Origin of the sequence: Sphingomonas epibiotica (assembly GCF_039615155.1) — a bacterium.
GTDB lineage: Bacteria > Pseudomonadota > Alphaproteobacteria > Sphingomonadales > Sphingomonadaceae > Sphingomonas.
Window position 1 is genome coordinate 36,975 of record NZ_JBDGHY010000005.1, and the last position, 13,295, is coordinate 50,269.

Consider the following 13,295-nt stretch of genomic DNA (forward strand, 5'->3'; position numbering starts at 1 on the left):
ATCAGAACCCGCCCGACAGGGTGAAGAACGCCATGCGCGGCGGCTGCGCATAGGTGTTGAAGGTCCGCGCGGCGGCACCGACGATGATCTCGTAGATGCCCTTGCGATCGGTCAGGTTGGTGATGTTGACCGACAGGCGCGTGTTACGCAGCCCCAGTCCGAGGGCCTCGGGCAGCGCATAGCTCGCCTGCAGGCTGACGAGATAGCGGCCCGGTACCGACTGGTCGTTGGTATAGGTCGCGAAGCGGCGGCCGACGAAATCGCCGATCGCCTGCACCTCGAACGGACCCGAGGCGGCGGTGACGACGGTCTTGTTCAGCCAGCGCGCGACGTTCGGCACGTCCTTGCCCGCCGTCGCAATGGTGGTCGTTCCGCTGACATAGTCGTCGTCATACCGCGACCGATTGTACGACAGCGCATTGTAGATCGAGAAGCCGGGGCCGAAGCGCAACGTCGCCGCGGCATCGATGCCGTTGGTGGTCACGCCGCCGACATTCTGCAGGATCGACACGCCGCCGATGACCGAGGCGATGACCGGCGTCGCGCTGATCTGCAGCAGGCGGTTGCTGAAATCGACGTGATAGGCGCTCAACTGACCCTCGATCGCGGTGATCGGGCCGAGGTCGACATTGTGGCGCGAGCGGATGCCGGCTTCGTAGGTCCATGACGATTCGGGCTGTGTGTTCGCCTTGATCTGGTCGAACGCCTGCTGGCTGCCGACGGCGAAGGGCGACAGGCCGGCGGCGACCGACGCCTGGAACTGGCGCACATTCTTCTGGATATGGCCGAACACCTGGTCGCTGGGCGTCACGTCCCACACCGCACCGATCGCGGGCAGGAACCATTTGCGGGTGTTGAGCTGTCCCTCCGGGAAGCCGGTCGACGAGCCGGGCAAGGCGCCCGGCAGCGGCTGGACCGGAATGCGGCCTTCGGCGAATTGCAGGCTGGATTTGAAGCCGCCCTCGATCGCCAGGGCCGGGGTCACCTGCCACCGGTCCTGCACGTGCAGCTGGACCAGATCATATTCGGTGACGCTGGCATATTGGGTCAGCCGGCGCAGCGCCGGATCGGCATATTCATAGGGCGAGGGCGGGCTGCCGACCGGGACCGCATACCAGCGGCGGAAGATGGTGTTGCGATTATGTTCGTACCAGCCGCCGATGTCGAACACATGGTCGCCGCTGGTAACAGTAATCGCCGCCAGCGAACCGACGCGGCTGATGCCATATTCGGTGGTGCGCAGCGCATAGCCCGAATTGCCGAAGACCTGCTTCAGATTCTGACCCGGATAATAGATGCGGAACAGCCCCGGCAGGCCTGCGACCGAGATCGGGCCGACGATCTGCCCCTGACCATCGTCGTGATGGTAATAGGGTTGGAGCTTGAAGACGACGCCGTCGCCAAGCTTCTGTTCGAACTTCAGATAGGCGAGATAGTCGGTGCGCTGCGCGTCGCCATAATAGTTGGTGTAGTTTGCCGGGTTGTTCGACGGCGGGGCACCGTTCGCATCGAGATAGGCGAGCGCGCGCTGCCAGTCGGGATACAGGACGGTGCGGTAATAGGGTTCGAAGCTGCCGGTGTTGCGGGCGACCGAATCCTGGTTCGGTTCATCCTTCTGGCTGTACGCGAAATAGCCGGTCAGCGTGGTGGTCGGCGTCGTGTGGACGAACTTGGCGTTCGCCTGCCACCCCTTTTGCCGGGCGTCGAATTCCCAGGCGCGGGCATTCTGGCGGACGGCCGAAATGTAGAGCGCGTTGCTGCCCCCCAACGCATCGAAACGGCCGGTGTCGAGGCGCAGATAGCTGCGGCTGGCGTCGTAGCAGCCGAAGGTCTGGCCGAAACGGCCACCCATTTCCGCTGCAGGATCGCTGGTATAGGTTTCCAGACCGCCGCCGAGATTGCTCGCCGATGCGGTGGCGAGGTCGGCGGCACCGGCGGTCAGGCGGACGCGCGCGACATTTTCGCTGATGACCGCGCGCTGCGGCGACAGGCTGTTGAAATTGCCATAGGACTGGTCGCCGAGCGGCACGCCGTCGAGGGTGAAGCCCAGCTGGTTCTGGTTGAAGCCGTGGACGAACAGCGCGATATTTTGTTCGTTGTTACCCCATGGATCGGCGGTTTCGAACTGGACGCCGGGCAGCGTCTGAATAGCCTTCACCGGATTGACGCCGGGCAGGACCTTCTGGATTTCGGCGGCTTCGAGAACGACCGCCGAACGCGTCGTGCGCTTGCCGGTCACGACGACGGTGCCGTCGGCCTCATCGTTTGTCTCGGTCGAGGCGTCGGCGGCAGGCTGCGGCGCGATCTGCTGCGCCGCCGCAGGGGCGACGAGGATCAGCGACGCAAGCGATGCGGCAAGCAACAGGCGCGCACGGCGGCGCGCCTGCAAGGTAACGGACAACATCAAATTCCCTCCCGGAACCGCGGAAACGCGGACCGGGGTCGCCTATGCTCCGTCAATGACAGTCGTGCGTGGAAACGATTGCAGTTCGGTGAATACCGAAAGATGTTATTCGAATTTATCGAACGTCAGAAGCTGTATTCGTCGTAAACCTTCGTCAAATCGCCCGACCATTCACCGGCGAACTTGTCGAGTAGCACCTGTGCCGGGACCTTGCCCGAACGGACGACTTCGCGGAGCGGTTCGAGGAAGCCGCTTTCGTCCTCGCCCGAGGGGCCGAGGCGGCGGCGGGCGGAGAGGCCGCGTCCGGCAATGTCGAGCACCTCGCCCGCGACGTCGCGCAGGCGACCGCCGCCGGGCAGCGGCGCGTCGAGACCGAGCGCCGGGACCGCGTCACGCAGCGCTTGCCGGTCGTCGATCGACCAGCCCTTGACCAGATCCCACGCCGCGTCGAGCGCGCCCTGGTCGTAGAGCAGCCCCACCCAAAAGGCGGGCAGTGCGCAGATGCGTCCCCACGGCCCGCCATCGGCACCGCGCATTTCGAGGAAGGTCTTCAGGCGCACTTCGGGGAAGGCGGTGGAGAGATGGTCGGCCCAGTCGTCCATCGTCGGCTTCTCGCCCGGCAGGACCGACAGTTCGCCCTTCAGGAAGTCGCGGAACGATAGGCCGGCGGCGTCGATATAGCGGCCGTCGCGATAGACGAAGTACATCGGCACATCGAGCGCATAGTCGGCATAGCGTTCGTAACCGAAGCCGTCCTCAAACACGAAGGGCAGCATGCCAGTGCGTGCGGGATCGGTGTCGGACCAGATGTGCGAGCGATAGGAAAGCTGGCCGTTGGGCAGCCCTTCGATAAAGGGCGAATTGGCGAACAGCGCGGTCGCGAGCGGCTGCAGCGCGAGGCCGACGCGGAATTTCCGCACCATGTCCGCCTCGCTCGCATAGTCGAGATTCACCTGAATGGTGCAGGTGCGCAGCATCATGTCGAGACCCATCGTGCCGACGCGCGGCATATGGTTGAGCATGATGCCATAGCGGCCCTTGGGCATGATCGGCAGTTCGTCGCGGCGCTTGTCGGGCCACATGCCGAGGCCGAGGAAGCCGAGGCCGAGTTCGTCGCCGACCGCCTTCACCTGATCAAGATGGCGGCCGGTTTCGGCACAGGTCTGGTGAAGGTTTTCGAGCGGCGCGCCCGACAGTTCGAACTGCCCGGCGGGTTCGAGGCTGACCGATCCGTCTTTGCCGGTCAGCGCGATGACCTTGCCGCCCTCTTCGACCGGGCGCCAGCCGAAGCGTTCGAGACCGGCGAGCAGGTCGCGGATGCCGCCCGGTTCGTCATAGGACGGCGCCGCGTGATCGCGGATGCGGTAGACGAACTTTTCGTGTTCGGTGCCAATCCGCCAGCGCTCGGCCGGCTTCTCGCCCCCCGCGAAATAGGCGATCAGTTGCGAGCGGTCCTCGATGACCGCTGCCTTGTTGTCCGAAACGGTCTTCGTGCTCATCGTCGCGCCCATACGCGCGGGCGCGGGGCGGCGCTAGGGGGCTGTCGTTGATATCGGTATAGCCCGGCTACCAGTCGCCTGCCGCCGCCATCCACAAGGCGGTCGCCGCCGCCGCCGCCGTCTCCGCGCGCAGGATGCGGGGGCCGAGCGCAATGCCGACCGCCTGTGGCAGAGCGCGGACCGCATCGCGTTCCTCGGAGTCGAAGCCGCCTTCTGGACCGATCAGGATCGCGGCGGGACCGGGGTGGCCCCGCATCGCTTCGACCGCGGGCGCGCCGCCGGTTTCGTCGGCGAAGAACAGCGTGCGGGTCTCGGGCCAGTCGCGCAGCAGCACCGTCAGCTTGACCGGTTCGGCGAGTGCGGGAAGCGCGGTGCGGCCGCACTGCTCGGCCGCCTCGACCGCGTGTGCGCGCAAGCGGTCGAGGTTCAGGCGATCGACGACGGTGCGGCGGGTCAGCACCGGCAGAATGCGGTCGACACCCAGCTCGCACGCCTTTTCGATCACCCAGTCGATGCGGCCCTTCTTGGTCGGGGCGATGCACAGCCAAAGGTCGGGTACGATCTCGCGGTCGCGCAAATGGTCGGTCACGTCGAGGATCAGGTCGCGCTTGCGGACCTGCGTCGCGACACCGCGCCATTCGCCGGTCCGGTCGTCGAACAGGCGGACGGTGTCGCCGTCCTTCACGCGCATCACCGACAGCAGATAATGCGCCTGCGCGCCGTCGAGGCGGATCTGCGCGCCCTGGCCGAGCGGCTGATCAACGAAGAGGCGGGGCGACGAATCGGGCGGCCAGGCGGGGGTAGCGGGCATGGGCGCGGGGTTAGGACGCCAGCTTCATCAGCACCAGCCCGCCGAGCAGCATCGCCGCCGCAGTCAGACGCAGTGGCGTCATCGCTTCGCCGAGCAGGACGATGCCGACGACGAAGGCGCCAAGTGCGCCGATGCCGGTCCATACCATGTAGCTGGTGCCGAGCGGCAACTGCTTCATCGCGAGCGAGAGCAGCCCGAAGCTCATGAACATCGTGACGAAGGTGGCGATCGTCGGCAGCGGTTTCGAGAAGCCGTCGGACAGCTTCATGTAATAGGCCCAGACAACCTCCAGCAGTCCGGCGACCGTCAGCATCACCCATGGCATCACGGCGTCTCCGCGTCGCGTTCGATGCGGTAGGCGGCGTCGAGATAGCGATCGGCCGCCGCGCGCAGCGCCGGTTCCTTCTCGAACGCTTCGGCCGGGGGCGGGGCGAAGCCCAGCGCGTCCATCAGCGTCCACAGCGCGAAGCGGCGCGACGGATCGCGCTCGACACCGAAGTCGATGCCCATGCGTTCGCGGGCGGCGGCGATCGTCGCCAGATCGGCGGTGTCGGGGTCGGTCGATCCGAAATAATGGCTGAGCAACTGGTCGAGGTCCATGCGCCGTCTGTAGCCGTCATCGGCCACGCGCGCGACCGGTTCGTGACCGCGACATGACGAAGGTTTAACGCAACAATTCCGCCGTTTCGGGCACTGTATCCGGCATCGGACATGGTGTCCGAAGGAGGTTCGACATGCGTGGCTTTTCGCTGATCGTCCTGCTGCTGGCGATGCTGGCGGCGCAACCGGCATTCGCCAAGGGCTGCGTACGCGGTGCCGCCGCCGGCGCGGTCGCCGGCCATTTCGTCGGCAAGGGGCATGGGCTGCTGGGCGCGGCGGCGGGCTGCGTCGCCATGCACCATCACTATGCGAAGCAGGCCAAGGCGCGCTGACAGGCGCGACCCGCCGCCCCGCGGGACGGGACGGCGGGGATTGCCGGTTTAGCCGATCTGCTTGTCCTGCGCGCCGCTGTCGGGGCGGGCCGGACCGAGGACGGGTTCCTCGCCCAATGGCTTGTTCTGGAACACGGTGAACTCGCCGCGTCCGTCGACGCTGGGGCCATCGGTCCAGCGACCCTCGGGGAACGTACCGTCGACCGACGTCGCGTAGAAATTATAGTTGTTGGCCTGATCCTCCAGCTCCTGCGGGAAGCTGTTGGGGATCGGCAGGTTGGCGGCGGCACCGCCCAGTTCCTCGACCACCGCCAGCCACTGCTGTTGGTGCATCGTGTCGCGGGCGATCATGTAATGCAGCATCCGCTTCATGCCGTCGTCGCGGGCGGCGTTGAACAGACGAACCGCCAGCACGCGCCCGGTGCTCTCCGCCGCGACGTTGCAATACATGTCGGCCGCCACGTTGCCGCTGGCATAGATGTGGCTCATGTTGAACGGCACGCCGTCGGAATCGATCGGCATTGCCGCGAGCCCGCCCGACAGCAGGTTCTTGTGGATCAGCCCCTCGATCGACGCCTTTGCGCTATGGCCGCCCATCACCGCGCCGACGATGCCGTCGCTCGCACCTTCTTCCTGCAGCGAGGCGGGCGCGGTTTCGAGGTTGAGCGCAACGGCGGTCGCCAGCATCTCGATATGGCCGATCTCTTCGGTCGCGGTGTGCAGCAGCATGTCGCGATATTTGGTGGTCGGCGCGCGATTGCCCCAGGCTTGGAAGAAATACTGCATGCAGACGCGGATCTCGCCTTCGACACCGCCGATCGCCTGTTGCAGCATCCGTGCGAATGCCGGATCGGGCCGTTCGACGGTGACGGGGTACTGAAGCCGTTTGTCGTGATAATACATCGGGGACACTCCGCTGGAGACCAGTCCGGCTGCAACGGGTCGGCGATGCAGAAGGTCGCGTAAAAACAGGCTTTATTTCCGTAACTTGGGTCAGTTTCTGGCGGTCGTCGCTCCCGGCGAACGGTTCGTCGTGGCGCATTCCCCCTGTCGCTTCGCGCGCAGTCGTGGCAGCAGGGTGGCATGCCGTCCCCAAGCCCTGCCGCCGCGTCCGAACAGGTTGTTGATACCGAACATCGCGGGCTGATCGCCGTCCTGCCACGGGCGGCGCGGCCGTTCGCGCTGCTGGCACGGTTCGACCGGCCGATCGGGTGGTGGCTGCTCTATTGGCCGGGGGCCTGGGCGATGGCGCTGTCGGGACGCGCGATCGAGCGGTGGGACATGCTGCTGTGGTTCCTGATCGGCAGCATCGCGATGCGGGGCGCTGGCTGCGTCTATAACGACATCGTCGACCGCGATCTCGACCGACAGGTGGCCCGGACCGCCAATCGGCCGCTGGCGAGCGGCGCGGTGTCGGTCAAGGCGGCATGGGCGTGGCTGGTGTTCCTCAGCCTGATCGGGCTGGTCGTGCTGCTGCAACTGAACTTCACCGCCGCGATCGTGGCGCTGGCGAGCCTCGCGCTGGTCGCCGCCTATCCGTTCATGAAGCGCATCACCTGGTGGCCGCAGGCGTGGCTGGGCATGGTGTTTTCCTGGGCGGCACCGGTCGCTTGGGCGCAGATGGGGAGCGACGACTGGCTGCCCCTCGCGCTACTCTATGCCGGGTCGATCGCGTGGGTGATCGGCTACGACACCATCTATGCGTGTCAGGATATCGAGGATGACGCGATGGTCGGGGTGCGATCCTCGGCACGGGCGATGGGCAGCAAGGTGCGGCCGGGCGTGACGTTGCTATATGCCGTTGCCGTCGCCTGTTGGGCAGGGGCGGTGTGGCGGGTGTTTCCGACGCCGCTGGCGCTGGCCGCGCTGCTGCCCGGCGCGTTGCACCTGCTGTGGCAGGTCGCGACGCTGAAGCCCGCAGAGGGCGCGAACACGTTGCGGCGGTTCCGGTCGAACCGCGATGCCGGGTTGCTGATCTTCCTCGGCCTGCTGGTGGTCGGGCAGGCGGCATGAGCGTTGCCGTCGCCGCTTCGGCTTCCCATGTGCCGACCATGCTAAGCCCGTCCCAAGCCGTCGATCGTGCCCATGCTGCCATGGACCTTGCCAAGCGGAACGGCGCGGATGCCGCCGATGCGATCCTCGTCGCCAATACCGCACTGTCGGTGTCGGTGCGGCTGGGGCAGTTGGAGGATGTCGGCCGGTCGGAGGGCAGCGAGCTGGGCCTGCGGGTGTTCGTGGGTAAGCGATCGGCGAGCGTGTCGACGTCCGACCTGTCCGATGCCGGGTTGGATGCGCTGGCCGAGCGGGTGGTGGCGATGGCGCGCGCCGCGCCCGAGGATCGCTGGGCGGGTCTCGCCCCGGCCGAGCGGCTGCTGCACGGCGCGCCGCCATTGCTCGACCTCGACGATGGCGGCGACGTTCCGCCGCAAGTGTTGCGTGAGGCCGCGCTGGCGGTCGAGGATGCGGCGCGGGCGGTGTCGGGCGTGAGCAATTCGGAAGGCGGGTCGGCGGGGTACAACCGCGCCGTTGTCGCCTTCGCCACCAGCCATGGCTTTGCGCAGGGCTATGCGGTGACCAGCCACGGCATCTCCGCCAGTGTGCTGGCGGGTGAGGGCGCGGGAATGCAGCGCGATCATGCGCATCATTCGGCGCGGCACCGCGCGATGCTGGAGGACCCGGAGAGCGTCGGTCGCCGGGCGGGGGAGCGTGCGGTCGCACGGTTGAACCCGGTGCGGATCGACGGCGGGGCGATGCCGGTGGTGTTCGACCCGCGTGTCGGCGGCAGCCTGATCGGGCATATCCTCGGCGCGATCTCCGGCCCGTCGATCGCGAGGGGCACCAGCTTCCTGCGCGACTGTCTGGGCCATGCGATCCTGCCGACCAACCTGTCGATCATCGACGATCCGCACCGCCCGCATGGCCTGCGCGCGCGGCCGTTCGATGGCGAGGGGTTGCCGGTGTCGCCGATGGCGCTGGTCGATCACGGCGTGCTCGAGACGTGGCTGCTCGACAGCGCGTCGGCGCGGCAACTGGGGCTGGAGCCGACCGGCCATGCCTCGCGGGGGCTGAGCGGGCCGCCGGGGGTGACGACCGGCAATGTCCATCTGGCGGGCGGCAGCGGTACGCGCGAGGCGCTGATCGCCGATATCGAACGCGGCGTACTGATCACCGAACTGATCGGGCAGGGGGTGAACGGGGTGACTGGCGATTACAGCCGGGGCGCGTCGGGCTTCCTGATCGAACGCGGCGAGGTGACGCGTCCGGTGTCGGGCATTACCATCGCCGGCAATCTGCGCCCGATGCTGGCGTCGCTGAGCGCGGCGGGCGATCTGGAGCATCGGCAGGGCGTCAACGTGCCGACGCTCAGGGTCGATGGCATGACGGTGGCGGGTGGCTGACGCCGCGCTGCTCGAACAGGTAACAAGGATCACCGCCGAGGCTGCGGCGCTGGCGCATGCGCGCTGGCATGGCGATTTCGCGACATGGGAGAAGGCACCCGGCAATCCGGTGTGCGAGGTCGACCTGACCGTCGACCGGCTGCTGCGCGACCGATTGAGCGCGCTGTTGCCGGAAGCGGGGTGGCTGTCCGAGGAGACGGCGGACGACGCGGTGCGGCTGGCCAGGCGGCTGGTGTGGATCGTCGACCCGATCGACGGCACCCGCGACTATATCCGCCGGCGCGATGGCTGGGCGGTGTCGGTGGCGCTGATCGAGGATTGCCAGCCGGTGCTGGGGGTGCTCGACGCGCCGGTGCGGCAGCAGCGCTGGACGGCTTCGGCCGGTGGTGGCGCGTGGCTGAACGGGCAGCGGCTGGCGGTCAGCGAGCGGATCGATTTTGCCGGCAGCCGGACACCGGTCGACGCACTGCCCAAGGCGGACCGCGACCTGCTGATGGTCGCCAAGCCCAATTCGATCGCGCTGCGCATGGCGATGGTCGCGGAGGGCGAGGCCGATTTCCTCGCCACCATCCGCTGGGGCAATGAGTGGGATGTGGCGGCGAGCATCCTACTGGCACGCGAGGCGGGTGCGACGGTGACCGACGCGATCGGGCGCAAGCTGCGCTTCAACCAGCCGCGCCCGCAATTCTTCGGGGTGATGGCGGCGGCGCCGGGCATCCATGCGGCGGCGGTGGAGCGGCTGCGTGAGCGGGCGATCGTGGCGTTGGGAAAGCGGTAGGGCGGATCAGCCGCCATTCATCGGCGTTGTGGCAAAGCGATGGCGATGCAGGTGGCACTTCCCGAACGGACGCGGATTGGTGCGATGGGGGCGACCATCGCGCTGCATGTGCTGCTCGGCTGGGCGCTGATCGTCGGGCTGGGCGTCGATGTGCCGCGCGCGGCGCAGACCGCTCTGGCGACGTTCGATATCCTGCCGCCGCCGCCCGATCCACCACCCCCGCCGCCGGTTCCGCAGGTCGTGCGGCAGGGGCGGCCAGAGGGGCGGGCGGCTCCCCCGAATATCCGGTCGAAGGCGACCGAGATCTTCGCCAAGCCGCCGGTCGTGCCGCTGCCGGTCCCGCCGCCGGTGGTCACCGCGCCTGTCGCCGGACCGGGCAACGACGCCTCTTCGGGGGCGACCGATACGGTCGGGCCAGGGACAGGTGCGGGCGGGGTCGGCGACGGGCTGGGCAGCGGCGGTGCGGGGGATGGCGATGGCGGCGGCGGGGGCGATACGCCGCCGGTGCAGATCGGCGGGTCGTTGCAGGGCGCGCGGTTGCCGCCTGAGCTGGAGGAGAACGGTTTCGAAGGCTCGGTCGAGGTCGACTATGTCGTGGAGCCGAACGGTCGGGCGACCGATTGCCGCATCCGCCGGTCAAGCGGCAATCGCGCGATCGACATCGCCACCTGCGTCCAGGTCGAACGCGCGTTCCGATTCCGACCGTCGCGGGACGGGCGGGGGCGGGCGGTGCCGTCGGTGGTCGTGTCGCGGTACGACTGGGATGTTGAGCGCGACTGATAACAAAGGGATTTTCGGTTAAAGTTCACTAAGTTCACACTCGTCGCGTGTTTGCGCTGCGCGCGCTTTGCGTAGCAGTCGCAACTGAGGATGCGCGGCGGATCGACGGTGAGGAAGAGCCGCGCGGAGGGTAGGTGGTTCGGGCGATGTAGGAAAATGGTTTCCTTGTCTCGTGCGTCATCCCTGCGGAGCGGGATCGGTGAGCGCTGCGGTCGTGACCGTATCGCTGACGTCGGCCTGCCGGATTTCCGCCAGCGCCGACATGACGATGGGAGCGATGCTGCCGGTGTGGCATGGGGCAGCGCACGACGTAGCGGAATATCGGCCTTGCTTCGTCGACGGGGCTCTTGTCCCTTCATGCTAGTCACGATGTCGCAGGACAGCAAATCCTGTGCCGGATCAGACCGTCTGCAGCGCGATGCGGTTGCCTTCGCTATCGGCGATCTCGGCTACAAAGCCTTCCGGGTCGATCGCGGTTTTGGGGAACAGGATTTCGCTACCCAAGGCCGTGGCCCGCTGAAGGGTCACGTCGATGTCGGTCACGCGGAAATAGACGATCGCGCCGCTGTTTGAGGGAACATAGACGTCGCCTTGCGCCAGCGCGAGACTGGCACCTTCCGTTCCTTCGGCATGGGGCAGGTACGCCATGGGATGGCCATGCACGATCGTCGGCGGGTCGAACCGCCACCCGAACACCGCTTCGTAGAAACGCGTCGCCCGTTCGAGCCGGGCGACCGGAATCTCGACGTGGAGGATCGGATTGGTGCCGGTAACGGTCACTCCTCGCCCTGATACTTGATCTGCAAATACCGCTCCCTTGTCGCGAGGCTATCGAGGTCCCCTTGCGCCAGCTGCTGGGTCATCGCGGCGATCTCGCCGTCGATGATGCGCAGGCCGTCGATCAACTGCTGGTCGGGCGTACGACCGTTGCGTTCGACGCGGCGCAGCGGTTCGGGTACGCGTTGGTAGCCGCGGATGAGTTCGGGGAGTTGTTCGCCGACCAGCTTGCGAACTTCGGATGCCGCCATCGGTTCGTCGTCGCCCAGCGTGGCGAGTTGCGCGGACAGCGTGTCCAGCTTCACCCCGATCGCGTCCGCCAAGCTGATGGCAGGGGCGGGCAAAGCGGGGCGTTGGGTCGCCAGCCAGCGTTCGGTCTGCGACGGGAGTGACTTGATCGGGGCCTGTACCAGTTGTTCGACCGCAACCGGCCGCGTGACCGGGAGGACCGCGAACAGCAAGGTCGCGGCGATCAGCAGCGTCACCACCAGCAGGGCGCCAGCGACGCCCAGCGGTACGAACCAGCCCAGCACCAGCGCGGCAATGAGGATCGCACCATCGGCCAGCGCGATGCGCCCGAGGCGGCGAAGCACCTCCGCCTCACGCCGGCGCCGCGCGCGCGGCGCGACCTGTCCGTGGCGTTCGCGGGCGCGCTCCAGCGTCAGGCTGGCGCGTTCGAGAACCTCGTCGCTGCGCGACATGGGCCTACATCGCCTCCAGCTTGAACGTCTCGCCCTGACCCGACGCGTTTTGCGACGCACCCTCGGCGCGGGCGATGTAACCCTTCGACTTCTCGACCTCGTTGCCGAGCGTGTTGATCGTCGTCTTCATCGAATCGAGCGCCTTCAGCTTGAAGGTGTCGATCGCGTCCATCGTGTCATAGACGTTCTGGAACGCACGTTGCAGCACCTCGACCGGGATGGTCGAGGCGGCGGCCTGTTCGTGGATCGTCGCGGTTTGCGATCGGAGCAGCTTGCCGGTCGAATCGATGATGTTGGCGGTGGTCGTGTTGAGCGCGGTGATCTGTTCGAGGACCAGCTTTTGGTTGGTCAGCGCCTGCGCGACCGTCACCGCGGTGCGCAGCGCGCCGACGGTGGTGGTGCTCGCGCGGTCGACGCCCTTCACCAGCTCGACATTGTTCTTCTTGACCAGATCGAGCGCCAGATAGCCTTGCACCGTCACTGCCATTTGCGTCAGCAGGTCCTGGCTGCGCTGACGGACATAGAAGAGCGCGGTTTCGCGGATCGCCTTGGCCTTTGCCGGATCGGAGTGATCCAGCTCGTTGGCCTTGTCCTCCAGCTTCTGGTCCATCTCCCGCGAGAGATAGATCATCTGTTCGAGGCGACCCATCGCGGTCCACAGGTTCGCGCGTTCGGTGTCGATGGCGGCATTGTCCATCAACAGCTCGTCCTTGCCCGATTGCAGGCGCTTCAGGATCGAGGCGATATGGCTTTGCGCCGACTTGTACCCGTCGAAATAATCGCGGACCTTGCTTCCGAACGGGATCATGCCGAACAGCTTCTTCGGTTCGAGCAGATTGCCCTGCCGGCCGGGATCGAGATCCTCGATCGTGCGGCGCAGTTGCGCCAGGTCGGCGCCGACGCCCGATTCCTGATCCATCGCGCGGACCGGGCGGTCGAGGAAGCGATTGGATTGGCCGGCGGCCTCGCGGATCTCGCGCGCGCCGAGGTTGCTGATCGCATCGACGCGCTTGCCGAATTCGGGCGAGTTCACGTCCTGCGCGACCAGTTGGTCGATGAAGTCGTCGACGCGGGTCTGTAATTCAGTCTTCTTGACGTCGTCGACCGGGACCAGCCCGGCCGCCTTTGCCGCCGGCACGGTTGGCACCGGATCGGGCGGGGTCAGCACCAGCGCGGGTTCTTCAGTCTGCGTCGCCATAATTCCTCCACGTCGTC

General features: G+C 66.9%; 14 protein-coding genes. 5 read left to right on the forward strand and 9 right to left on the reverse strand.

What is annotated here, in order from left to right:
- Position 1: 1 nt before the first annotated feature.
- From AAIO73_RS11175 to AAIO73_RS11195, 5 genes are all read right to left on the reverse strand, one after another.
- On the reverse strand, positions 2–2,404 hold the full coding sequence (locus tag AAIO73_RS11175) for a TonB-dependent receptor (protein ID WP_345878115.1): 2,403 nt from the start codon (positions 2,402–2,404) through the stop codon (positions 2–4).
- A gap of 125 nt (positions 2,405–2,529) precedes the next feature.
- Entirely contained in the window at positions 2,530–3,903 is a 1,374-nt protein-coding gene (locus tag AAIO73_RS11180; RefSeq protein WP_345878117.1) for a glutamate--cysteine ligase, read from the reverse strand.
- Between the two features lie 67 nt (positions 3,904–3,970).
- Positions 3,971–4,714, reverse strand: a complete 744-nt coding sequence (locus tag AAIO73_RS11185; protein WP_345878118.1) for a 16S rRNA (uracil(1498)-N(3))-methyltransferase — start codon at positions 4,712–4,714, stop codon at positions 3,971–3,973.
- A gap of 10 nt (positions 4,715–4,724) precedes the next feature.
- Entirely contained in the window at positions 4,725–5,039 is a 315-nt protein-coding gene (locus AAIO73_RS11190) for a DMT family transporter (RefSeq protein ID WP_345878120.1), read from the reverse strand.
- Positions 5,039–5,314 carry a hypothetical protein gene (locus tag AAIO73_RS11195; protein WP_345878121.1) on the reverse strand — a complete coding sequence of 92 codons (276 nt, stop codon included), beginning with the start codon at positions 5,312–5,314 and terminating at the stop codon, positions 5,039–5,041. The genes AAIO73_RS11190 and AAIO73_RS11195 overlap by 1 nt, the downstream gene beginning before the upstream one ends.
- 134 nt (positions 5,315–5,448) lie before the next feature.
- On the opposite strand from AAIO73_RS11195, the gene AAIO73_RS11200 reads away from it, so the two are divergent.
- Positions 5,449–5,646 (forward strand): hypothetical protein, encoded by a 198-nt coding sequence (locus tag AAIO73_RS11200; RefSeq protein WP_345878123.1) that lies wholly within the window; start codon positions 5,449–5,451, stop codon positions 5,644–5,646.
- Between the two features lie 48 nt (positions 5,647–5,694).
- Here the strand turns inward: AAIO73_RS11200 and AAIO73_RS11205 are convergent, their stop codons facing one another.
- Entirely contained in the window at positions 5,695–6,549 is an 855-nt protein-coding gene (locus tag AAIO73_RS11205; RefSeq protein WP_345878125.1) for a manganese catalase family protein, read from the reverse strand.
- A 180-nt stretch (positions 6,550–6,729) separates the two neighbouring features.
- On the opposite strand from AAIO73_RS11205, the gene ubiA reads away from it, so the two are divergent.
- The 4 genes from ubiA to AAIO73_RS11225 are packed head-to-tail and all read left to right on the forward strand — an operon-like array spanning position 6,730 to position 10,602.
- A complete protein-coding gene (ubiA, locus tag AAIO73_RS11210; protein ID WP_345878127.1) occupies positions 6,730–7,659 on the forward strand; it encodes a 4-hydroxybenzoate octaprenyltransferase in 930 nt (309 codons plus the stop codon).
- A gap of 38 nt (positions 7,660–7,697) precedes the next feature.
- The gene (locus AAIO73_RS11215; protein WP_345878543.1) at positions 7,698–9,044 is read left to right on the forward strand and encodes a TldD/PmbA family protein; all 1,347 of its coding nucleotides are present in this window, start codon (positions 7,698–7,700) and stop codon (positions 9,042–9,044) included.
- Positions 9,037–9,822 (forward strand): 3'(2'),5'-bisphosphate nucleotidase CysQ, encoded by a 786-nt coding sequence (locus tag AAIO73_RS11220; protein ID WP_345878128.1) that lies wholly within the window; start codon positions 9,037–9,039, stop codon positions 9,820–9,822. Before AAIO73_RS11215 ends, AAIO73_RS11220 begins: the two co-directional genes overlap by 8 nt.
- 39 nt (positions 9,823–9,861) lie before the next feature.
- Complete coding sequence (locus tag AAIO73_RS11225; protein WP_345878129.1) at positions 9,862–10,602, forward strand: TonB family protein; 741 nt, start codon at positions 9,862–9,864, stop codon at positions 10,600–10,602.
- Positions 10,603–11,001: 399 nt separating this feature from the next.
- Here AAIO73_RS11225 and AAIO73_RS11230 read toward each other — a convergent pair whose 3' ends face one another.
- Genes AAIO73_RS11230 through AAIO73_RS11240 form a run of 3 tightly spaced genes read right to left on the reverse strand, consistent with a single transcriptional unit; the run spans position 11,002 to position 13,278 of the window.
- The gene (locus tag AAIO73_RS11230; RefSeq protein WP_345878130.1) at positions 11,002–11,382 is read right to left on the reverse strand and encodes a VOC family protein; all 381 of its coding nucleotides are present in this window, start codon (positions 11,380–11,382) and stop codon (positions 11,002–11,004) included.
- The gene (locus tag AAIO73_RS11235; protein WP_345878132.1) at positions 11,379–12,080 is read right to left on the reverse strand and encodes a hypothetical protein; all 702 of its coding nucleotides are present in this window, start codon (positions 12,078–12,080) and stop codon (positions 11,379–11,381) included. Before AAIO73_RS11235 ends, AAIO73_RS11230 begins: the two co-directional genes overlap by 4 nt.
- Before the next feature lie 4 nt (positions 12,081–12,084).
- Positions 12,085–13,278 carry a toxic anion resistance protein gene (locus AAIO73_RS11240; protein ID WP_345878133.1) on the reverse strand — a complete coding sequence of 398 codons (1,194 nt, stop codon included), beginning with the start codon at positions 13,276–13,278 and terminating at the stop codon, positions 12,085–12,087.
- Positions 13,279–13,295 lie beyond the last annotated feature (17 nt).

Excerpts from the sequence above, each read along its gene's own strand:
- AAIO73_RS11200 (WP_345878123.1), top strand. The coding sequence starts at position 5,449 with ATGCGTGGCTTTTCGCTGATCGTCCTGCTGCTGGCGATGCTGGCGGCG.
- AAIO73_RS11190 (WP_345878120.1), bottom strand. The coding sequence starts at position 5,039 with ATGCCATGGGTGATGCTGACGGTCGCCGGACTGCTGGAGGTTGTCTGG.
- AAIO73_RS11180 (WP_345878117.1), bottom strand. The coding sequence starts at position 3,903 with ATGAGCACGAAGACCGTTTCGGACAACAAGGCAGCGGTCATCGAGGAC.
- ubiA (WP_345878127.1), top strand. The coding sequence starts at position 6,730 with ATGCCGTCCCCAAGCCCTGCCGCCGCGTCCGAACAGGTTGTTGATACC.
- AAIO73_RS11225 (WP_345878129.1), top strand. The coding sequence starts at position 9,862 with ATGGCGATGCAGGTGGCACTTCCCGAACGGACGCGGATTGGTGCGATG.
- AAIO73_RS11235 (WP_345878132.1), bottom strand. The coding sequence starts at position 12,080 with ATGTCGCGCAGCGACGAGGTTCTCGAACGCGCCAGCCTGACGCTGGAG.
- AAIO73_RS11185 (WP_345878118.1), bottom strand. The coding sequence starts at position 4,714 with ATGCCCGCTACCCCCGCCTGGCCGCCCGATTCGTCGCCCCGCCTCTTC.
- AAIO73_RS11195 (WP_345878121.1), bottom strand. The coding sequence starts at position 5,314 with ATGGACCTCGACCAGTTGCTCAGCCATTATTTCGGATCGACCGACCCC.
- AAIO73_RS11240 (WP_345878133.1), bottom strand. The coding sequence starts at position 13,278 with ATGGCGACGCAGACTGAAGAACCCGCGCTGGTGCTGACCCCGCCCGAT.
- AAIO73_RS11205 (WP_345878125.1), bottom strand. The coding sequence starts at position 6,549 with ATGTATTATCACGACAAACGGCTTCAGTACCCCGTCACCGTCGAACGG.
- AAIO73_RS11215 (WP_345878543.1), top strand. The coding sequence starts at position 7,698 with ATGCTAAGCCCGTCCCAAGCCGTCGATCGTGCCCATGCTGCCATGGAC.
- AAIO73_RS11175 (WP_345878115.1), bottom strand. The coding sequence starts at position 2,404 with ATGTTGTCCGTTACCTTGCAGGCGCGCCGCCGTGCGCGCCTGTTGCTT.